The 20,345-nt window shown below is 68.6% G+C and carries 20 protein-coding genes; 11 read left to right on the forward strand and 9 right to left on the reverse strand.

What is annotated here, in order from left to right:
• Position 1 precedes the first annotated feature (1 nt).
• The 3 genes from AC06FP_RS02125 (at position 2) to AC06FP_RS02135 (ending at position 2,505) form a co-directional block, all read left to right on the forward strand.
• A complete protein-coding gene (locus tag AC06FP_RS02125; RefSeq protein WP_478074308.1) occupies positions 2-823 on the forward strand; it encodes an ABC transporter ATP-binding protein in 822 nt (273 codons plus the stop codon).
• Positions 824-940: 117 nt separating this feature from the next.
• Positions 941-1,867 carry an MlaD family protein gene (locus tag AC06FP_RS02130; RefSeq protein WP_478074309.1) on the forward strand — a complete coding sequence of 309 codons (927 nt, stop codon included), beginning with the start codon at positions 941-943 and terminating at the stop codon, positions 1,865-1,867.
• Positions 1,868-1,881: 14 nt separating this feature from the next.
• On the forward strand, positions 1,882-2,505 hold the full coding sequence (locus tag AC06FP_RS02135; RefSeq protein WP_456119478.1) for an ABC-type transport auxiliary lipoprotein family protein: 624 nt from the start codon (positions 1,882-1,884) through the stop codon (positions 2,503-2,505).
• 122 nt (positions 2,506-2,627) lie between these two features.
• On the opposite strand, the gene AC06FP_RS02140 is transcribed toward AC06FP_RS02135, so the two are convergent.
• The 3 genes from AC06FP_RS02140 to AC06FP_RS02150 form a co-directional block, all read right to left on the reverse strand.
• A complete protein-coding gene (locus tag AC06FP_RS02140; RefSeq protein WP_478074310.1) occupies positions 2,628-2,963 on the reverse strand; it encodes a hypothetical protein in 336 nt (111 codons plus the stop codon).
• A gap of 78 nt (positions 2,964-3,041) precedes the next feature.
• Entirely contained in the window at positions 3,042-3,788 is a 747-nt protein-coding gene (gene map, locus AC06FP_RS02145) for a type I methionyl aminopeptidase (RefSeq protein ID WP_478074311.1), read from the reverse strand.
• A gap of 66 nt (positions 3,789-3,854) precedes the next feature.
• Complete coding sequence (locus tag AC06FP_RS02150; protein WP_478074312.1) at positions 3,855-4,349, reverse strand: DUF2938 family protein; 495 nt, start codon at positions 4,347-4,349, stop codon at positions 3,855-3,857.
• A 56-nt stretch (positions 4,350-4,405) separates the two neighbouring features.
• Here AC06FP_RS02150 and AC06FP_RS02155 point away from each other — a divergent pair, with 56 nt between their 5' ends.
• Together AC06FP_RS02155 and AC06FP_RS02160 are read left to right on the forward strand one after the other, a co-directional pair.
• Complete coding sequence (locus AC06FP_RS02155; protein WP_478074313.1) at positions 4,406-4,852, forward strand: helix-turn-helix domain-containing protein; 447 nt, start codon at positions 4,406-4,408, stop codon at positions 4,850-4,852.
• Between the two features lie 76 nt (positions 4,853-4,928).
• A complete protein-coding gene (locus tag AC06FP_RS02160) occupies positions 4,929-5,246 on the forward strand; it encodes a hypothetical protein (RefSeq protein WP_478074314.1) in 318 nt (105 codons plus the stop codon).
• Positions 5,247-5,332: 86 nt separating this feature from the next.
• On the opposite strand, the gene AC06FP_RS02165 is transcribed toward AC06FP_RS02160, so the two are convergent.
• The 4 genes from AC06FP_RS02165 to AC06FP_RS02180 all read right to left on the reverse strand — a co-directional run bounded on the left by AC06FP_RS02165 (position 5,333) and on the right by AC06FP_RS02180 (position 8,588).
• The gene (locus AC06FP_RS02165) at positions 5,333-6,529 is read right to left on the reverse strand and encodes a serine hydrolase domain-containing protein (RefSeq protein WP_478074315.1); all 1,197 of its coding nucleotides are present in this window, start codon (positions 6,527-6,529) and stop codon (positions 5,333-5,335) included.
• A gap of 85 nt (positions 6,530-6,614) precedes the next feature.
• Positions 6,615-7,112 carry a hypothetical protein gene (locus AC06FP_RS02170; RefSeq protein WP_456117145.1) on the reverse strand — a complete coding sequence of 166 codons (498 nt, stop codon included), beginning with the start codon at positions 7,110-7,112 and terminating at the stop codon, positions 6,615-6,617.
• A 63-nt stretch (positions 7,113-7,175) separates the two neighbouring features.
• Complete coding sequence (locus AC06FP_RS02175) at positions 7,176-7,379, reverse strand: hypothetical protein (protein ID WP_478074316.1); 204 nt, start codon at positions 7,377-7,379, stop codon at positions 7,176-7,178.
• A gap of 117 nt (positions 7,380-7,496) precedes the next feature.
• Complete coding sequence (locus AC06FP_RS02180; protein WP_478074317.1) at positions 7,497-8,588, reverse strand: DNA glycosylase AlkZ-like family protein; 1,092 nt, start codon at positions 8,586-8,588, stop codon at positions 7,497-7,499.
• A gap of 210 nt (positions 8,589-8,798) precedes the next feature.
• Here AC06FP_RS02180 and AC06FP_RS02185 point away from each other — a divergent pair, with 210 nt between their 5' ends.
• From AC06FP_RS02185 to AC06FP_RS02200, 4 genes are all read left to right on the forward strand, one after another.
• The gene (locus AC06FP_RS02185; protein WP_478074318.1) at positions 8,799-9,431 is read left to right on the forward strand and encodes a GntR family transcriptional regulator; all 633 of its coding nucleotides are present in this window, start codon (positions 8,799-8,801) and stop codon (positions 9,429-9,431) included.
• Positions 9,432-9,642: 211 nt separating this feature from the next.
• Complete coding sequence (locus AC06FP_RS02190; protein ID WP_478074319.1) at positions 9,643-9,786, forward strand: benenodin family lasso peptide; 144 nt, start codon at positions 9,643-9,645, stop codon at positions 9,784-9,786.
• A gap of 48 nt (positions 9,787-9,834) precedes the next feature.
• On the forward strand, positions 9,835-10,506 hold the full coding sequence (locus AC06FP_RS02195; protein ID WP_478074320.1) for a lasso peptide biosynthesis B2 protein: 672 nt from the start codon (positions 9,835-9,837) through the stop codon (positions 10,504-10,506).
• The gene (locus tag AC06FP_RS02200) at positions 10,506-12,233 is read left to right on the forward strand and encodes an asparagine synthase-related protein (RefSeq protein ID WP_478074321.1); all 1,728 of its coding nucleotides are present in this window, start codon (positions 10,506-10,508) and stop codon (positions 12,231-12,233) included. The genes AC06FP_RS02195 and AC06FP_RS02200 overlap by 1 nt, the downstream gene beginning before the upstream one ends.
• On the opposite strand, the gene AC06FP_RS02205 is transcribed toward AC06FP_RS02200, so the two are convergent.
• Together AC06FP_RS02205 and AC06FP_RS02210 are read right to left on the reverse strand one after the other, a co-directional pair.
• Positions 12,230-14,407, reverse strand: a complete 2,178-nt coding sequence (locus AC06FP_RS02205) for an Atxe2 family lasso peptide isopeptidase (RefSeq protein WP_478074322.1) — start codon at positions 14,405-14,407, stop codon at positions 12,230-12,232. The two genes, AC06FP_RS02200 and AC06FP_RS02205, sit on opposite strands and share 4 nt — an antisense overlap.
• Positions 14,408-14,417: 10 nt before the next feature.
• Positions 14,418-16,823 carry a TonB-dependent receptor plug domain-containing protein gene (locus tag AC06FP_RS02210; protein ID WP_478074323.1) on the reverse strand — a complete coding sequence of 802 codons (2,406 nt, stop codon included), beginning with the start codon at positions 16,821-16,823 and terminating at the stop codon, positions 14,418-14,420.
• Positions 16,824-17,164: 341 nt separating this feature from the next.
• Here AC06FP_RS02210 and AC06FP_RS02215 point away from each other — a divergent pair, with 341 nt between their 5' ends.
• Positions 17,165-17,449, forward strand: a complete 285-nt coding sequence (locus tag AC06FP_RS02215; protein WP_456117154.1) for a helix-turn-helix domain-containing protein — start codon at positions 17,165-17,167, stop codon at positions 17,447-17,449.
• A 1,177-nt stretch (positions 17,450-18,626) separates the two neighbouring features.
• Positions 18,627-19,751 carry a phosphotransferase enzyme family protein gene (locus AC06FP_RS02220; RefSeq protein WP_478074324.1) on the forward strand — a complete coding sequence of 375 codons (1,125 nt, stop codon included), beginning with the start codon at positions 18,627-18,629 and terminating at the stop codon, positions 19,749-19,751.
• Positions 19,752-20,345: the final 594 nt, after the last annotated feature.

Below are 20,345 nucleotides of genomic sequence, written 5' to 3' on the forward strand. Positions count from 1 at the left end.
GATGGCGATTCCTTCCCGGGACAGGCACGACGGCGACGAACTGGCCATCCGCGTGCGCGGGCTGGTCAACCGCTTCGGCAACCAGACCGTGCACGAGGGCCTGGACCTGGACGTGCGCCGCGGCGAGATCCTCGGCGTGGTCGGCGGCTCGGGCACCGGCAAGTCGGTGCTGATGCGCTCCATCCTCGGCCTGCGCACGCCCGACGCCGGGCAGATCGAGGTGCTGGGCGCGGACGCGCGCGCCGACGACCCGGCCGCGCGCCTGCACATCGAACGCAACACCGGCGTGCTGTTCCAGGACGGCGCGCTGTTCTCCTCGCTCACCGTCGGCGAGAACGTGCAGGTGCCGCTGAAGGAACACCACCCGGAACTGCCCGAGCGCTGGCACTACGAACTGGCGCTGCTCAAGGTCAAGCTCGCCGGCCTGCCGGCCGATGCCATCAACAAGCTGCCCTCGCAGCTGTCCGGCGGCATGCGCAAGCGCGCCGGGCTGGCGCGCGCGCTGGCGCTGGACCCGCCGCTGCTGTTCCTGGACGAACCCACCGCCGGCCTGGACCCGATCGGCGCGGCCGCCTTCGACCGCCTGATCAAGACCCTGCAGGAAGCGCTGGGCCTGACCGTGTTCCTGATCACCCACGACCTGGACACGCTCTATGCCATCTGCGACCGGGTCGCGGTGCTGGCCGACCACAAGGTCGTGGCCACCGCGCCGCTGCCGGAGATCGAACGCCTGGACCACCCGTGGATCCGCGAATACTTCCACGGCCCGCGCGCCCGCGCCGCGCGTGGAAGCGGGGAACGGGAAACGGAGCGGCAGGCATGAACCCGGGCCCTCGCTTCGCCTTCACCGCCGTGCTGCAACCTCTGTCCGCGGACAGAGCAGGCACGGCGGCCCTGCGTCCTTCCCTGTTCCCCGCTCCCCCTTCCCGGCCGTGACCCCATGGAAACCAAAGCCCATTACGTCCTGATCGGCGCCTTCACCCTCATCGTGTCGCTGGCCCTGCTCGCCTTCGGCCTGTGGGCGGCGAAGTACTCGTCCGACCGCACCTGGCAGGAATACAGGGTGGTGTTCGACGAGGCGGTGACCGGCCTGTCGGTCGGCAGCCCGGTGCAGTACAACGGCATCTCGGTGGGCTCGATCACCGACCTGTCGCTGGCGCCGGACGACCCGCGCAAGGTCATCGCCAGGCTGCGCCTGAACTCGACCACGCCGGTCAAGACCGACACCCGCGCCAAGCTCGCCATCACCAGCATCACCGGCCCGGCCATCATCCAGCTCAGCGGCGGCAGCCCGCAGGCGGCCGCGCTCACCGCGGTCAGCAAGGAACCCGTGCCCACCATCCAGACCTCGCCCTCGGCGCTGCAGAACATCACCGACGTGGCCAACCGCGTGGTCGAGCGCATGGACGAGCTGCTCAGCGACCAGAACGTGGAGCGCATCTCCAACACCCTGGCGCACCTGGAAACCATCAGCGGCGGCCTGGCCGACCGCGACCAGGGCACCCAGGCGCTGCTGGTGGAGGCGCGCGACGCCGCGCGCAACCTCAACGCCACCCTCACCACCGCCAACGGCACGATCCGCCACCTGGACGAGAATGTCGTGCGCCAGCTGCCGGCCACGCTCGACAAACTCGATGCCAGCCTCGCCAAGCTCGACTCGGCCGCCGGCAACGCCAACGCGATCCTGGGCGAGAACCGCGCGGCCATCAACAGTTTCGCCAACGACGGCCTGGCCCAGCTCGGCCCGACCCTGACCGAGCTGCGCGGGCTGATCCGCGACCTGCGCCGGGTCAGCGACCGCCTCGAGAACAACCCGGCACGCTACCTGCTCGGCCGCGATGCCCCGAAGGAGTTCGACCCCAAATGAAGCGCTCCCTGCCGATGCGACTGCTCGCCCCCTTCTGCGTCCTGGCCCTGGCCGGCTGCTCGGTGCTGGCCAGCGGCGACCGCCACCCCATCACCATCTACGCGCCGCAGGCGCGCATCAGCGCCGATGCGGCGTGGCCGCGGGTGGACTGGCAGCTGGCCATCGCCAAGCCGGCCGCCGCGCGCCTGGTGGACAGCCCGCGCATCAACGTGCGCCCGACCCCGGGCGAGCTGGAGGTCTACCGCGGCGCCACCTGGTCGCAGCCGGCCACCGACATGCTCGAGGACGCGCTGCTGCGCGGCTTCGAGGACTCCGGCCGGATCGGCGCGGTGGCGCGCATCGCCACCGGCATCCGTTCGGACTACAAGCTCGCCATCGACCTGCGCCGCTTCGAATCGGACTACGCCGGCAACGAGCGCCCGGCGGCGACCATCGAGCTCAACGCCAAGCTGATCCACAGCCTGGACCAGCGCGTGGTCGCCTCGCGCACCTTCCTCGTCGCCGAGCCCGCCGCCGGCACCGACGTGGCCAGCGTGGCCGCCGCCTTCGAAACCGCGCTGGGCAAGGCCACCACCGACCTGGTCGGCTGGACCCTGGCCGCCGGCCAGGCGGACCGGCAGGCGCATCCCGCCCCGTAGACGCGGGGCCGGCGCCGCGCTTTCCTGCATGGCGTCGTGCCGGGCATGCCCGGCACCTGCGGTGTCCGGGCTTCCGGACCGGTGTTTCCGTTCGTGATGCCGCGCCAGTGGCGCATCGCCGCTCAATCGCCCGCGGCGCCGGCCATGCGCGCATGCCACGCCGCGTACGGCGTGTTCTTCGCCAGGTGGCGGTTGTAGTCCGGCGCGCCGTCGTCCCACCACACCGGCCCGCGTTCGCCGAGCGCGCGCTTGGCCGCATCCACCGCTTCGCCGGCACGCGCCAGCGCCTGGCGGTCGCCCTGCCGGCGCGCGCGCCCCACCTCGCGGCGCGCGGCCATCAGCGCACGCACCGCCGCCTGCCGTTGTTCCTCCGGCAGGTGCGGATTGGTGGCGCGCCACAGGCGGCCGCGCACGACCAGATAGCGGCCATCGGGGGTAAGCAGCGGTGGATCGGCCATGCGCGTGGGTGGTGGACGGGAATGCCCGCACCATCGCCAGCGCCGCGTGCAGGCCGCGTCGATGGCGCGGCGCGCAGGTCAGTGCAGGGTCACCACGATCGGCTCGCCGCGGGTGACGATCAGCGTGTGCTCGTACTGCGCCGAGCGGTTGCCGCGCGCGCCCAGCAGGGTCCAGCCATCGTCGCCTTCCTCGACCTGGCGGCTGCGCGTGGACAGGAACGGCTCGATGGTGATGACCATGCCTTCGTGCAGCAGGCGCGTGTCCTGCGGGTCGTAATAGCCGGGGATGTGGTCCGGTTCCTCGTGCAGCGCGCGGCCCACGCCATGGCTGCCCAGGTTCTCGATCACGCGGAAGCCGGACTGGCGCGCGGTGCGTTCGATCGCCGCGCCGATCAGGTTCAGCGGCTGCCCGGCGCGCGCCACCTTCAGCGCGTTGGCCAGGGCGCTGCGCGCGGCATGGCACAGGCGCAGGTCGCGCGGCGCGGCCTTCGGCAGCACGCGGGTGCCGCCGGTATCGGCGAAATAGCCTTCCAGCTCGGCGGACACGTCCACGTTCACCACGTCGCCGGCGGCCAGCACGCGCGCGCCGGGCACGCCATGGGCGGCTTCCTCGTTGACGCTGACGCAGGTCGTGCCCGGGAAGCCATAGACCAGGCGCGGCGCCGGCTGCGCGCCCTGCGCGGCGAGCAGACGCTCGCCGATCAGGTCGAGCTCGCCGGTGGTCATGCCCGGGCAGGCGGCGGCGAGCATCGCCTCGCGCACCTGCGCCACCAGCCGGCCGATGCGCTGCAGGCCGTCGATGTCCGACTGCGATCCGATGGTCATGGCGTTCTCCGGGCGGTGGGGGGAAAGGCTAGCAGCGTTCCGGCGCTTTCCTTCAAGTCCTTGATGTCAAAGCGGAAAAACGGCGCATGCCGCAGCCCCGGCATACAAGCCCGCGCCGAACACCGCATGCGTGGCCAGGCTCTGCAGGCGCGCCGGCCACGGCCGCGGCGTGCGCGCGGCGGCGACGCCGTTGCCGAACGCCGGCTGCATCACCAGGAAGGGCAGCAGCACGCTGCCCACGCCGAAGCCCAGCGCCGCGCCCGGCGTCGGCTGCCGCAGCCAGCCACTGCCGGCGATGGCCACCAGCGCGCCGGCCATGCCGACGCCGATGGCGTAGTGCGCGCCCCAGCCGAGCGCGCGCTCGTGTCGGACCGGCGCCGCCGTGCGGATGGCGGCATGGCGCCAACGCCCTGCGCGCCAGTGGCCTATCCAGCGGCCCAGCAGCGCGTAGTCCAGCGTGGGCCGCCCGAGCCGGCGCAGCAGCAGCGCCCACAGATCGGTGGCCGCGGTGGCGGCAATGCCCATGACCATGACCCGCAGGATGATTCCGACACCGTCCATCGCTCTTTCCGCCCGACTGGAAACCTGTTTCCATCAGTCTCGGCGTTGAAGCCGACTTGAGGTCAAGCGTGCAGGAGATCGACATCGGCCAGGTGGTGCGGCAGAGCGGCGTCGCCGCCTCCACCCTGCGCTATTACGAAACCCGCGGGCTGATCCGGCCCATCGGCCGCAACGGCCTGCGCCGCGTCTATGCGGCCTCGGTGATGCAACGCCTGTCGCTGATCGCGCTGGGGCGCGCGGCGGGGTTCTCGCTGGAGGAAATCGGCGCCATGCTCGGCGACGGCGGCGCCCCGGCCATCGACCGCGCGCAGCTGCTGCACAGGGCCGGGCAGCTGGAGCGGCGCATCGCCCGCCTGCAGGCCCTGCGCGATGGCCTGCGCCACGCCGCCCGCTGCCGCCACGACGACCACCTGCAATGCCCTGTCTTCCAGCGGCTGATGCGCACCGCGCTGCGCCGGCAGCGCCGGCACGGCGACGCCGGCCCGCCCACGACTTCACCGTGACCTCACCCTGCCGCCATCCCGGCTCCGCACGGCCGGCCCATGCTGCAGGCCCGTCCATCATCCGTGGAGTACCGCCGTGAAAAGCCTTGCGATCCGCCCGGCCATCGGAACCGGCCTGCTGCTTCTCATCCCCCTGGTCATGTCCGCGCTGGACCGCCACAAGCCCGCCGGCGATGGCTGGCACTGGGGCCCGATGGACTTCGGGGTGATGGGGGCCCTGCTGTTCGGCGCCGGGCTGGGCTATGAGTACTTCGCGCGGCGGCTCGGCAGCCGGCGGCAGCGGTGGATGCTGGGCATCGCCACGCTGTGCGTGGTGCTGGCGATCTGGGTGGAGCTGGCCGTCGGCGGCATCAGCCAGCTGGCCGGCCATGTCCTGGGCGCGGCATCCGCCTGAGCGCGAGCATCGCCGCCGCGCGCACCGGCCTGCACGCGGGGCGCGGCGGCGCTTCGATCACGCGGCGGGCCACCGGCCGGCCGCCATCACGGCCGGGCCAGCCGCTCCTCGGTAGCCGAGAACGCCGAGCGCTCGCCCTTGCGTGCCTCCGGCAGGCCGGTGGCGAAATACGCCACGCCGGTGCCGCTGGCCGGGTCCACCCACAGCCCCGACAACAGGCCATAGGCCGAACCGGAATGGCCGAAGCGCGCCACGCCGTCGCCGAACGGATCGTCGCGGCAGCCCTCCACCGGCGTGGCCAGGGTCTGCATCGCCAGCCCGTAACGGCAGAAGAAACCGTCGCCGCCCTGCCCGCTGTCGTCTTCTTCCGAGGTCATGCCGTCGCCGGGCGCCCAGGTCCACTGCGGACGCGCCAGTTCGCGCACCGAGTCGGCGCGCAGCAGGCGCACGCCGTCCACCTCGCCCTCGCCCAGCAGCAGGCGCCCGATCTTCGCCAGGCCGTTGGCGGAAATGCGCAGGCCGCCCTGCGGCGCGAACAGCGCGCCGTTGTCGCCGGCGCGCCAGCGGCCCAGGTCGCAGCTGCCGTCGGTGGCGGCCACCACCGGGCAATCGGGGCGGCGGCCGTGGTTGTCGTCGCGCACCGGCTGGTGCGCCGCGTCGTACAGCACCACCGCGCGCGCCACGGTGGCGTCGTCGCAGCTGTCCCAGTTGTAGCAGGCGGCAATGCCCAGCGGTGCCAGCACCAGCCGCTGCATCAGCCGGTCGAAGCGTTCGCCGCTGGCCCGCTCCATCACCGAGGCGATGAGCGGGAAATCGATGTTGGCGTAGCGGAAGAACGTGCCCGGCGCATGCGCCTTGTCCCATGCGCGCGGGTCGTCCAGCACCTGCCGCAGCTGCCCGCCCAGCGGCACGGCGTAGTAACCGGCGGCGTCGGTGAGCCCGGCGCGGTGCGACAGCAGCAGGCGCAGGGTGATCGGCGTGTCGGGGAACTGCGGGTGGCGCAGCGGCCAGCCCAGCCAGCGCGACACGTCCGCGTCCAGGTCCAGCTGCCCGGCCTCGACCATGCGCATCACGCCCAGCGCGGTGACCAGCTTGGAGATCGAGGCGATCCGCACCGGATCGTCGGCGCCCAGCGCGCGCCCGGCGGCGATGTCGGCCAGGCCGTGCGCCTCGCTGGCGGTGATGCCGTCGCGGTCGAAGGCCACCCGCACCGTCGCCACCGGCTCGGCGGCCTGCAGGCTGCCCACGGCCAGACACATTCCCAGCACGAATCCGACGCGCATTCCCGTTCCCCGCGATTGGCGAAGCACCGACCTTAGGCAAGAACGGCGGTGGCGTCGAGTGCGTGGCGCCGGCGCCGCGATGCCCTCAGGTCAGCGCCGACGTGGATTCGTAGGGCAGCGGGCGCAGGCCCAGGCGTTCGATGGCCGGGCCGGCCACGTCGAGCACCTCCGGTTCGCCGTCGACCACCAGCAGGATGTTGCCGGCCTGGATCTCGTCGTCGAAGGCCTGGCGTACCGGATCGGGCACGGTCGCCCCGAGCAGGGCCGACGCCAGGCTGCCGACCATCGCACCGGCCAGCCCCACCGCCGCGGCACCGGCCAGGGTGATGCCCAGCGGCGGCACCGCCACGGCCACCAGCCCGGCCAGCAGGCCGGTGGCGGCGCCGTAGCCGGCGCCACGGCCCACCGCCGCCACCAGGTCGGTGTCGGCCATCTTGCGCCTGTCGGGAATCGCGCGTTTCTCGATGTCCGAGCGCGCGACCAGCAGGATGTCGTCATTGTCCACGCCGGCGCTGCGCGCCGCCGCCATCGCCTGCTCGGCCAGCGCCAGACCGGACGCACTGAATACATGGCGTTTCTTCATGGCCGTCATCTCCTGGCGGGTTCGCGCCCAGGTGCGGATTTCCACCGGCCGCTGCCACCGCGATCAGTGGTGGGAATCCTTGTTTCCGCCCGTTTCCGTATCGCCCTCTTCGCGGTCCAGCATGCGCTGGTCGTGCATGTCCTTCTGGTGGCTGGGCTCGCTGCGCGTGCCCTGTCGCGCGGGGTTGGTTCTGCGTTGGTCCTCGGTACCGGGGCGCGGCTGCTGCTGCACCTGGTCGGTCCGGTTGCGGCTCTGGTTGCTGGTCATGGCGCACCTCGTTGCTGCCTCTGTCACGCGACCACGCTGCAGCGCCCTCGATTAGGGCCGCGTGCCGAAGCGTGATGCATGCGGGCACAAACATGACCGCAACGGCAACAGGCCGCCTCAGTCCGCCAGGCCCAGGAATACGCGCATGCGCTCCAGTTCCTCCTCGAGCGCGATGCGGAACGCCGCCTCCTTCGGCGGCCGGCCAGCGACGTAGCGCAGCTGCGCGTCCAGCGCGCCCGCCACCACCGACAGGTTGCCCCAGCCGATCACCTGCTCGCGCCACAGCAGCGGCATCGCGTAGTAGCCGAGCCTGCGCTTCGCCGCCGGGGTGTAGGCCTCGAAACGATAGGTCCAGCCCCACAGCAGCTCGAAGCGGCGGCGGTCCCATACCACCGGGTCGAACGGCGTCAGCAGGCGCACCTGCTCGTCGGCTTGCCAGCGCCGGCTTTCCGCGCGCTCGCCATCGGGCCACAGCCAGTCCACACCGTCCACGCGCGCGCACTGCAGGCGCTGCCGCGCGCGCAGCAGCGCCGGCCTGCAGGCGTCGCGCCACTGCGGAACGCCGTTGCCCAGGTAACCGACCAGCTGCCGCAGGCTGGCCGCCGGCAGCGGCGCGTACTTGCCCACGACCAGGTCGATCAGCGCGTCCAGCCGTGTTTCGATCTCATCCGCCGGCACCGGCGCGATGTCCTCGCGCACGGCGTACACGCGGGTGCCGCCCTCGCGCCGCGCCACCCGCAGCAGGCCGCGGTAATGCATGCCGTCGAGCAGCTGGGTGCTGGCGTTGGACGAGCCGCCGAACCAGTTGGTGGTCTTGCCATGGGCGAAATGCGCCTCGACCTCGCGCGGGTGCGCCACGCCGCGGCCGGCGACGAATTCGCGCACCGCCTGCGCCTGCTTCCAGCGCGCCGGCGTCCACGCCGTGCGCGCCTGCCGCGGGTGCATCAACGCCTGGTGCGCGCGCGGCAGGAAGCCGTAGTTGACGAAGAAATCCTCTTCCAGCGGCAGGCGCGCATAGCGCCGCTCCAGTTCACCGGCGCGGTAGTCCCTGACCCGGTGGCGCAGGGTCAGGTCCTGCGCCCGCGCCGGCGCGCGGATGGGGTCGGCCTGGACGAAACCGAGTTTCTCGATCGCCCGCATCAGCGTGGTCGGCTTGAACAGCGAACGGGCGACGGCGTAACGACGGAGCTGATCGAGGGTGGGCGGCATCGGCGCATCATGCCAGCTGTCGCGGGGGTGGCGCGACGGTGGCCAAGGCGGCGGGAAGCCGCGGCCACCCGGCTCCATGCCCCGACTGATCCGTGGAGTGGAGTACAAGCGCAGCGTGAAAACGTTGACGAACCCTGTTCCCAGGCACGCGCGGGGCTCTTGTACCATCGCCCCGCGAAAAGGACGCCATACGCAGGCAGGGAGCTCGGCATGTGTGCGAACCACTCCAAGAGCGCGCTCGTCTACCGGCAGGTGCGGCAGGCGCTGCGCTCGGGGCTGTACCTGCCCGGGCAACGCATCGACCCAGGCGTCCTGGCCGTGGAGTTCAACAGCAGCCCCACGCCCGTCCGCGCCGCGCTCTACCGCCTCGTCGGCGAAGGGCTGATCGACGACCACGCGCGCAACGGGCTGCATGTGCCCCTGTTCACCGAGCTCGGCCTGCGCGACCTCTACGACTGGATGGAGCAGCTGCTGCTGATAGCCTGCGACAGGGTCGGCCTCGAGGACGCGCCGGCCCACATCGGTAATGACACGGCGTCCGGCAACGAGGACGATGCGATCAAGCGGACCTGGAAACTGTTCGACGCCATCGCCGATGCCGCCGCCTTCCGCCCGCTGCACCAGACCGTCAAACAGGCCAACGACCGGCTGGCGCCTGTGCGGCGCGCCAAACACCTACTGATCGACCATGCCGACGAAGAACTGGCCGAACTCGGCCGCTACTGGCAGGCACGCGACATCCCGGCGCTGAAAGCCGCCCTGAGCGACTACCACGCGCGCCGCAGGCGTCTGGTTCCGCGGATCGTGGCCCTGCTTGTCGACCAGCACGAACGGCGCCAGTAGCCGCGCCGGATTTTCCGGGAGCGCGCAGAGCCCTGCGGTCGATCCAGCAGCGCGCGTCTTCGCGTAGCTGACCACGCGTTCCATGACGGACCGCACATCCGCGGATAATCATGGCTTGGCAACGCAATAATCATTTGAGAATAAATTTCTCCGCCTCCCAGGCTGCATGCGTCATGGAAACGGCCATGACGCAACCGCAGGAGAGGCAAAGATGGACAGCAACGACAACACCCGCACCAGCGCGGACGACGTGATCGAGTTGGGCGTCGCGAGCGTGGAGACCAAGGGCAACGCCGGCCCGGGTGAACCGACCGGCCCAGGGCTTCCGATGATTCCGGGCATCTCCGAGGAGTGAGTCGACACAGGACGCGCACCTTGGTGCGCGTCCTGCCGGGAGGAAAGGATGCACTGGCTGATCAACCAGGATCTGTCCTGCTGCGAGGTCGATGGCCATCTGGTCTTCCTCGATTTCGCGCTCGACCGGTACTTCACGCTGACCGCTCCGCTGGAGTCGGTCATGCGCCATTACCTGACGTCCGGCGCGCTTTCCCCATGCCAGCGCGAAGAACTGGAAGGCAAGGGGATCGTGATCGCGGCATCCCCTGCCCCGGGCGTCGTCCCGGCTGAGCTTCCCGATCCGACAGCCAGCGCCATCGAGTTGTCAGGCGCGGCGCACCGCCCGGTTGGAGCTGGCGTTCTGGCCGAGGTCGCGGCAACCGTCTGGTGGACACGACGACAGCTGCGCCGTCGCCCGTTCAAGGCGGTCATCAGGGACGCACTCGCCCGCCGCGCCTGCATCCCGCCTCACACCTCCCCTGCCAGGGTCAATGAAGCGCTGCGGGACGCGGCAGCGCAGTTCACCCATGCACGCCGCTACGTGCCTGTCGATCCCTGCTGCCTGCCGGACTCGCTGGCCCTGTTCCACTTCCTCTCGCGACGTCGGCTGCCAGCGCGGATCGTCTTCGGTGTGACCCTGGTCCCTTTCGCGGCCCACTGCTGGGTGCAGACGGAGGGCACCGTGCTGAACGAGACCTTGTCCGACGCCGTCGCCCATACCCCGATCAGGATCATCTGATGGCACACGACTACATTCTCCTGCTGGGTGAAGAGCTCAGCAGTTCGGCGCGCCTGGACGCGGCCCTGCACTCCCTTGGATTCCGCTGCGGACTACGCACCCGCCACGCCCGTCTGTTCGTTTCCGCCACAACGCCGATGCTTTGGCTGCCTGGCCATGGGGTGCTCATAGGCCGGCTTTTCGGCCGCGACGGCAAGGCGGTCACCGACGCATCCGCACTCGAGGGCAGCGCCGAGCAGCAGGAGCATCGACTGTTGCGCGATACATGGGGCGAATACCTCCTGGTGCATACGGCCGACCGCGGTGAAGAACAGATACTGCGGCTGCTGCGCGACCCCTCGGGTGCCGTGCCATGCGTCTATTGCTTCGCGGGGAACGGTGGATTCGCAACCTCCGATATCGCCCTTGCAGCCCATCTGGGCGTCTACCGCAAGGAGGTGGATTGGCAAGCAGTTGCACACTGCCTTGCCTACCCCTGCCTCCGGACGGGCCACACCACGCTGAAGCGCATACGCGAGCTTCTTCCCGGCACCACGCTCACCTGCCGCGGCGGTGGCGTTTCGACGCATGCAGCCTGGTCTCCCTGGTCCTTTGTAACCGCTGACGTTCGCCACAAGGACCGCGACGCGGCCATCGCCGATGTACGCACCGCGGTCTCCGTCGCGGTTTCCTCGCTGTCGGCGGCCGACCGCAGGTGGGTGGTGGAGCTGTCAGGCGGGCTCGATTCCTCCATCGTCGCAGCATGCCTCAAGGGGAATGCAGCGCGTGCCACATTCTGCACGTTGGTCATGCCGGTGGCTGGCACGGACGAACGCCCCTACGCGCGGCTTGTCACGGACGCGCTGGGGTGCGGCCTCGTTACCCAGCCGGTCGGCTTCGAGGATGTCCGCTTCGACTTTCCCCTGTCACCCTCGGCATTCCTGCCAGCGATGGGGATCCTGCAGAACGCAGTGAACGAGGCATGGGAGGAAGTTGGCGCGGGCTGCGATGCGGACAGCTACCTTTCCGGTGGTGGCGGTGACACCGTCTTCTGCTACCTGAAGACAGCGGCGCCGGCAGCCGACGCCTTCCGCGAGGACGGCCTGCGAGCCGGCATCGCCGCTCTTCGTGACCTCTCGGCCCTCCACCAATGCACGTTCTGGAAAGCGGCACGGCTGACGCTGCGCAAGCTCCGGCGCCCCTCTTCCGATACGTGGAAGAAGGACAGCAGCTTTCTTTCCCCGTCGCATACGCCCGACATGCCGCGCCATCACCCCTGGCTGGACATACCGGCGGACGCGCTGCCGGGCGACCGCGAGAAAATCCAGGACCTCATCGGCACGCAGCTGTTCCGGGACACGGCACCGCGTCGGGCGGGGCGTTCCATGCGCTTTCCGCTTCTGTCCCAACCCGTCCTGGAAGCCTGCCTGCGCGTACCGACGTGGATGTGGATCGAGGGGGGGCGCAATCGCGCGGTCGCCCGTGATGCTTTCGCCGACCGGTTGCCACCGGGGATCCTCGATCGGCGCAGCAAGGGTTCGTATACCGGTTACATGGCAGCCGTTTACACGTACAACAAACCCGGCATGCGCCGGTTCCTGGAAGAAGGCCAACTCGCCGCCCACGGCCTGCTGGACCGCAGCGCGCTCGCGGATTTCCTGACACGTGAACTGGCACCGCGCGACCTTTCGTTCCTGCGCATCTTCGACCTGTGCGCCACAGAGAACTGGGCCCGGCAGCAGCCTTAGCTTCCTCCGCCGGCGCGTCCTTTGTCCGCCGTTTCCGATGCCCGTGCGCGCATATTCCGCCAGATCAGGTACTGCCCGTCCTTCGCGGGATCCCGATCCTCATATCCCTGCAACCAGAAGCGGAACCAGTCGATATTGCGTTCGTATGCGGCCAGTTTGTGTCGCGGCTGGAACTTGATGTGCGCTTCCTCCGGGAAGACATAGAGATCCCCCTGCTCCCTGCGCACCAACGGCAACGCGTAATCCAGCAGCATCCGGTATTCCTGCTCCGGCAGTTGGAACAGGATGGGTGCGCGGATCCGGCCCAGCTGGAATGCTGGCGATATCTCCTCCCAGCGCCCGGGTGTTTCGGCGGGTGCGCCGAGCTGCCACATCAGGCGCAGATTGGTACGGAATGCCTCGCGCAGGCTGTTGAGCAGGTAGTAGCTCGGAGTCGGCGAAATACTGCTGACAGATGCGGCTGTGACCACATCCGAATGCATGAGCGTCCACAAGGTCACCTCGCTGCCGAAGCTGAGCCCGCCCATGCCTATGCGCCCGGGATCGGCCTTTCCATCGGCGGCCAGCAACGCGACCACGCTTTCCACGGCGGCCCGCCCCTGGTCATGGCGTTCCACATAGTCCAGGCGGAAGCCGGGCAATGCATTGATGCACAGCGCCGAGATGCCCTGCCCGGCCAGCGAGGCCAAGGGCCATTCATCGCCCAGCCCGCCCCGCAGGAACCCCTGGCAGGTATAGAACGTAATGAACAAAGGCGGCGGGTGATCGGCGTTCCTCGCTTCGAAAAGCTGACCGGTGAACTCGCGTCCCTGCGCGTCCTTCCAGCGGATCATCCGCACGGGTGCCGTGGCGGCGATATCCGCCTCCAGCCCCTTGTTCGGTTCGAACAACACCCGGCGCTCACCGCTGTCGATGTCGATCGCTTCCAGCCTGGGCGGGCGATCCGCCTCTGCGGCAACGCACACAAGCGTCCTGGCCGACACCCCGCATGGAACGTCCGGGCGCCACTGGCTGCCACTCACCAACCCATCCGATACCACGATGGTCTGCACCGCACCGGTGACTACATTCCAGCGATGGATGGACTGTGCGCGCCCCCTGTCGTAGTCAGTGGTGGTGAACAGGACCTCGTCGCTTCCCGGCCGCCACCGCACATCGCCTATGGCGCGATGCCGGCACAATGCAGCGACGCAACGTACGAGCTTCGTGGACCGCCTATCGGGCAACATGGCCAGGGCAGAAGTTACTGGTTGCAACATGCCTGCCTCCGTATCCTGCGCAGGCAGGACGAGGGCGATGCGCGTGTCATCCGGATGCGGAACGAGCTTCGCCGGCGCCGGCTGGATTCCTGGCAGATCGGTAGCCGTCAGCAGCGCAGCGGGCACTTCCGACACCGTGGCGTCCCGTACGGCCGGAGTGCCAGTGCCGACGACCTTCCATCGGTCGGACACGGTGGCCAGCAAAGGACCCGTCGAGAACCAGTCGCCCAGGAACCGTTGCGTCGCCAGCCGCCCTTCGACCCTGCCCGAACGGTGCAGGCCACCAGCGAGCATTACCGATTCATCGATGCGCACCCCACGCTCGTACTCATCCTGCTCGGCATCGAGTACGGCTTCACGCGTGGCGCCGACGCTGTAGAGCACGGTATTCCCGTCCTTGCCGAGGACGAAATCACGCACGTCCGCCGCGTCCTTCACTACTTCCCGCGCCTGCGAACCATCTGCGGCCGCGCGCCAGATGGAGACGCGGCCATCGATCCGCGCACGGTAATGCAGCCAATGTCCATCCCTTGACCAAACCGCTGGCGATGGCTGCACCAAGCCAGTCGCATGTTCACGCAGAGGTTCGCCACCCTCCCCGATCCGCAGCGGCGGCGAGCGTCCAGCCAGGTCGTGTACATACCAGGCGCTGTCGTAGGTATTGCGCTCGATGGACGCCTGTTCCATGCGGAACGCCACATGGCGGCCATCGGGCGACATCACTGGATTGCCCAGGTCGTTCACCTCCAGGAGGCGACGTGGCGAGACCGTCGCTGCGCAGGCTGGTGGCGCGGCGAGCACAGCCGCCAGCAGGAAGGACAGCGTTGCACAAACCGGGAATACCCGTCCCGTCACGAATCGCCGCAACCGGGCGCATTGACTCCGCATCGGGGCATGGGGAAGGTGCATATGCATGGCCTGCTCCCTACCAGCGCATCGAAACCGAAGCGCTGGCGAACCTTCCGATGGCGGAGTAGTTGGTGGCATCGTAAGGCACGTAGGTCGCCACCGCAGGCGCGTACAGCGGGGGCGCACGATCCAGCAGGTTCTGTATCGAAAGGCCGAACGACAACGCCGGGAAGCCGCCGCCACGCGTAGCGAGTTCGTAGCCCAGGGTAGTGTCCAGCGTGGTGAACGATGCGCCCTTGTCTGGCACTCCACCGCGGCGGCTGGTCACGCCGCAGGTATGGTTGACGAAAGCGGAGGCGGTGAATCCCCCCGATGTCCACACCGCACCGATGCGGCCGTTGAACCGTGCCGGATTGGCGATGGTGCCGGCCAGTGGATTCACCGGGTGGCCGGCGCTGGTCCGCTGCTCGCTGTCGAGCCAGCTGGATGATCCACGGATCGCCAGTTGGCCGTGCCCCAGATCGAACCGGTACGACGCGGACAGATCGACACCCTGGACGCGCTGCCGCGCGGCATTGACGTACTGGTCGCGAATGATCGCCACCACCTTGGCCGGATCGTAGGGAGCACCCGACAGGTTGTAGAAGGCGCTGCTGTAGACAGCCAGCAGGCGCTCCATCTGTCCGGGCGTCGGCGCGAGGTCCACGAATTCGGCATATGCCGGATTGGACAGGGCATGCGCATAACTCACCGGTTCCACGACACGGTCGGCGTAATCGACATCGAACCAGGTCAACTCAGCTTCCAGACCCGGTAGCGCCTCCGGATGGATGGCCAGCGCCGCGGTCCAGGTGCGCGCCCGTTCCGCCTGCAGATCGGCATTGCCGCCGTAGGACATCAGCACGGTCGCGTCGGCTGGACTTCCAGTGGCTCCCACCGCAGATGCGCTCCACAGATAGGCCATCCGGTTCTGATGGCGCTGCAGCAGCGTCGGCGCCTTGAACGAACGTCCCCATGAGGCCTTGAAGGTCAGGTGGGCATTGGGATCGTATATGACCCCCAGTTTCGGCGTAGTCACGGCGCCGAAGCTGGCGTAGTCCTCGCTGCGCAGCGCCGCGCTCAGTTCCAGCCGGCGGATGCCGTCCATGCCCATCGATGGTGCGACGACCGGAAGGCTGAGCTCGACATAGGCCGAGCGTGCGCGCTCGCTCCCGCCGTATGAAGCGCCTGCAACACGGGGGTGGCTCATGAACGCGTCTTCGCGCGAGCCGGCCCCCACCGCAAGACGTGCCTCCCCTTCCCCGATTGCAAACAGCGGGCCTTCCGCACCGATCTCGTAGGAACGGCTTCGATTGCAGCTACAGGTCTGCGTAACCAGGCGGCTTCCCGTCGCCGAAACGTAGTAGCGCTCATCGATGTTCTCGTCCTTGCCGTGCGTTCCTCCCAGGGTGAGCGACCAGTCCCTGCCCAGGAAAAAGGCGATGCTCGGCGAAACAAGCGTTATGGAGGTGTCCGGGGTATAGCGGTAGTAGGCGGCGCCTTGGCTGACATAGCGTTCCATGTCGCGTTTGGTCCGCAGCGCATCCAGGCGCAGTTCGGCCAGCTCGCCCAAGGCCTGGTGGAAGCTGAGCAGACCGCTGCGGGTCTCGGCCCCTCCATGGAGGGTGTAGGGCTCGGCAAGATGGCGGGTATAGCTGCGCTGGCGGGCGTGGATGGGGTCGGAGGTGGTGTTCTTGAAGGTGGCAATCATTCCCCCGCGGACCCATTGCGCACCCGCGGTCGCGTTGTACTCCCGCGTCGCCAGTCCACCGTCGGCGGTGCCTGCATGGCGCATGCCCACCGCCACGCCATCGAAGTCACGCTTGAGGATCACGTTGGCCACGCCGCCTACGGCGTCCGAGCCGTAGATCGCGGATGCACCATCGGGAACGATCTCCAGACGCTCGACCGCTTCCACAGGAATGGCGCTGATGTCCACCGCCTGCGAGAAACCGTCGTACGCAAGCCTGCGGCCATTGAGCAGCGTCAGCGAGGCGTCTGCCCCCAGGCCGCGTAGGTTAAGTGCGGAACCGCCCGTAAGATCCTGGTTACCAACACCAGCTGCGGCCCCGATGACACCCGGGTTCTGCCCGCCACTGAAATTCTGCGGCAGGCTCCGCACCACCTCGCCCAGGTCGTTGAAACCCTCCTGCCGGATCTGTTCGCTGCCGATGCCGATCACCGGCGACGGCGTGGTGCCGCCGCGGATGCGGGTGCCGGTGACGGTCACCGTTTCCAGTTCGGTGGCGGCCGGCTCCTTCCGCGACGCGGGCTTCGAGGGTGCCGGTGCGGTGGCGCTCCCCTGCCCTGCGCCGTCTTCCTGCCCGGCTTCGGTGCCGCCTGCGTCGGGCGGGGGTTCCTGGGCCAGGGCGTTGCCGGCATTGCCGGAAAGGGTGGCGAACAGGGCGATGGAAATGGCGTTGCGTAAAGCGCTGGTCTTCATGCTGCGTCCTTGGGTTTCCATGGTGGGTACTTCGTCATGCGGTCATGGACGGGCGCCCACGCGGTGCCGGCCACGGGCAGCGACGCTCCCGGCAACGGAGCCCGTCGGCCTTGCTGGCGATTCCCTGTGGTGTTTCCGGTGCCTGTCCGGGCGTGGCCTGTGCGATACCCCCCGCGCCGCCGCCCTGCCGTGCCGCCTCGCGGCTCCACCCGGCGGGCGGGAGCCATTGCACGCGATGCGTTCACTTATTAACCCGATGCGCACACTACGTTTAACGTAGTATCGATGTCAAGCGCCCATCCGGAAGCTTCTGTCCACCGAAGCCCGGGACGTGCACGGCCTTGTCAGCGAAGAAGGATCTCCCCGTCTACAGCGTGCGCCTGCGCGAGGCGCGGGAGGCGTACGGCATTTCGCAGCGCAATCTCGGCATCCGCGCCGGGCTGGACGAATTCGTCGCCAGCACCCGCATCAACCGCTACGAAACCGGCGTGCACCAGCCCGACCTGCAGACCCTGCAGCGGCTGGCCGCCGTCTTCGACCTGCCCGTGGCCTACTTCTTCGCCGAGGACGACGGGTTGGCCGAAATGATCCGGGACTTCCACCGCGGCAAGCAGCGCAAGAACTGATCGCGGCCTGGCTTCGGGTAGTTTTCCTACATCTGCCTGCGGCAGACCGCCACATCAAATGGCGCGGTTCTCCTGCCCGAAGCTCCTCGGGTAGTTTCCCTACAGCTGCGCGCGGCAGACCGCCATGCCAGATGGCGCAGTTCTCCTAGCCGGAACTTCGCGGTTTTCCTACAGTCACCTGCGGGAGATCGCGACCCCGAATGGCGCAGTTCTCTTAGTCGAAGCCACTCGGGTTGTTTTCCTACAGCCGCGTGCGGCGGACCGCCACACCAAATGGCGCAATTCTCCTGATCTGAGCCCTTCGGGTGGTTCTCCTACAACCGTGTGCGGTAGATCGCCACACCAAATGGCGCAATTCTCCTAACCGAGGCTCTCCGGGTAGTTTTCCTACAGCCGCCCGCGGTGGACTGCCACGTCGAAGGGCGCCTTTCTAACCGAGGCCTCTCGGGTTGTTTTCCTACAGCCGCTTGCGGTGGACTGCCACATTGAATGGCGCTGTTCTCCTAGCCGAAGTTCCTCGGGTAGTTTTCCTACATCCGCCTGCGGTGAACTGCCATACCGAAGGGCGCCATTCTCCTACCCAAGCCTCTCGGGCTGTTTTCCTACAGCCGCTCGCGGCGGAGTGCCACACCGACGGGCGCCCCTCTCCTGACCGGAACTTCCGCAATTCCCCTACAGCCGTCTACGGCAAACCGCCACACCAGATGGCGCAGTCCTCCCAACCAAGGCCCTTCAGCGGTTCTCCTACAGCCACATGCGGCGGACTGCCATACCGTAGGGTGCCATTCTCCTGACCGGAGCCTCGGTAGTTCCCCTACAGCCGCCTGCGCCAGACCGCCATACCAGATGGCGCAGTTCTCCCAAAGGCCTCTTGGGCGGTTTTCCTACAGCCATCTGCGGCGGACTGCCACACCGAAGGGCGCCGTTCTCCTGACCGAAGTCCCGGTAACTCCCCTACAGCCGCCTGCAGCAGACCGCCACACCAGATAGCGCCGTTCTCTCAACCAAAGTTCCTTGGGCGATTCTCCTACAGCCAAATGCGGCGGACTCCCACATCGAACAGCGCAGTCCCCTGATCGAAATCCCTCCCGCCACATCCAGGTACCTACGCGCCCAAGGCCGCCGCGCGCGCTACCCTGTCGCCCCCCGCACCACGCGCCTTGCCCGCTTTTCGTTCATGACCGCCTCCTCCCATCGCGTCCAGGGCCTCAACAACGACGAGGTGCCCGCCGACTGGCCCGCCATCAGCGGGCGCGAGATCGCGTGGCTGCGCGGGCGCTACCCGCAACTGCAAGGCGCGGATGCCCCGCTGTGGCACAGCCCGCGGCCGATGTCGGCGGCGGCCATCGTCGAAGGCGCGGCGGGGCGCTTGTTCGTCAAGCGCCACCACCACAGCGTGCGCGATGCGGCCACGCTGGGCGAGGAGCACCGCTTCATCGCGCACCTGGGCGCCGCCGGCGTGCCGGTGGTGCAGGTGCTGCGCGATCACGACGGCGCCACTGCGGTCGAACACGATGGCTGGACCTACGAACTGCACACGCTGGGCAGCGGCGAGGACCTGTACCGCGACGCGGTATCGTGGTCGCCGCTGACCGACCTCGCCCAGGCGCGCGATGCCGGGCGCATGCTGGCGCGCCTGCACCAGGCCGCCGCCAGCTACCACGCCCCGCAGCGCGGCACCCACCTGCTGGTGGCGCGCGACGACCTGATCCGCAGCCACGACCCCATCGCCGCGATCAAGGCCGACCTGGACAACCGCCCCGGCCTTGCCCGCTACCTGGCGCGCATTCCGTGGGAGGAACAACTGCGCCACACCGTGCTGCCGTGGCACGCGGGCCTGGCCGACCGCCTGCAGGCCGAGCCGAGGCTGTGGGCACACAACGACTGGCATGTTTCCAACCTGCTCTGGCAGGGCGACACGGTGAGCACCGTGCTCGACTTCGGCCTGGCCTCGCCCACCAGCGCGCTGTTCGACCTGGCCACCGCCATCGAACGCAACGCCGTCGCCTGGCTGGAACTGGAACGCGGCGCGCAGGCCGTGCGCATCGACATCGCCCTGGCCCTGCTCGACGGCTACCGGCAGCAGCTGCCGCTGTCGCCCGCGCGCGTGCACCTGCTGGCCGACCTGCTGCCGGTGGTGCACCTGGATTTCGCGCTGTCCGAAGTGGAGTACTTCGAAGGCATCACCCACTCCACTGCCAACGCGGACGTGGCCTGGCAACCCTTCCTGCTCGGCCACGCGCAGTGGTTCGGCAGCCATGACGGCCAGGCGCTGCTGGCCGCGCTGCATGCCGCCGCCTGAGCGCGCAGGTGGGGCAATACCTCGCATCTGCGGAGTGCTGGGTTTGCAGGCATGCTCCCGTAGGTGCCGGGCTTGCCCGGCAAGGGAACTACGGAACGCCGGCCAGGTGGACATTCTCCGTCAGCTAGTCGACCACCAATGCCAGTTGGAGTAGACAGCAGTACCAAGAATTGAACACGGCTTCCTTTCCTCTACTCCGGCGGCAATCGATCCATAGCGACCATTGGTGTGAATCGCTCAGGCTAGCGCTGGGTCCGGTTGTACGCTGGTTTGTTCGTCAGGCCCAGTACCTCTGCCACAAACCGAAGCTAAGAAGCTGACGCACAACTCGATATCGAAGACGACCATGCCGTTTAGCTGTTGGCAGTACCGGTGGTCGAGCTACTCGCACCCGAGCATGAGGCCTTACTGCGACCGGACCCGAGCTCGAACTCTGAATGATGAAGCGCGGCGCGCGGCTCGCCCAGGACTACATAGCGACGTCTTATCACCGCCCTGAGCGCTCTGATGAGGCAGCGCGCTCAGGGCGCGCTTGTGTTGTAGGTGGGCAGGAGATACGGAAGCTTCCTAACGGTTGGGAGCAGGTTTCATCAT

The organism is Stenotrophomonas sp. Steno-Z2, from assembly GCF_056393235.1.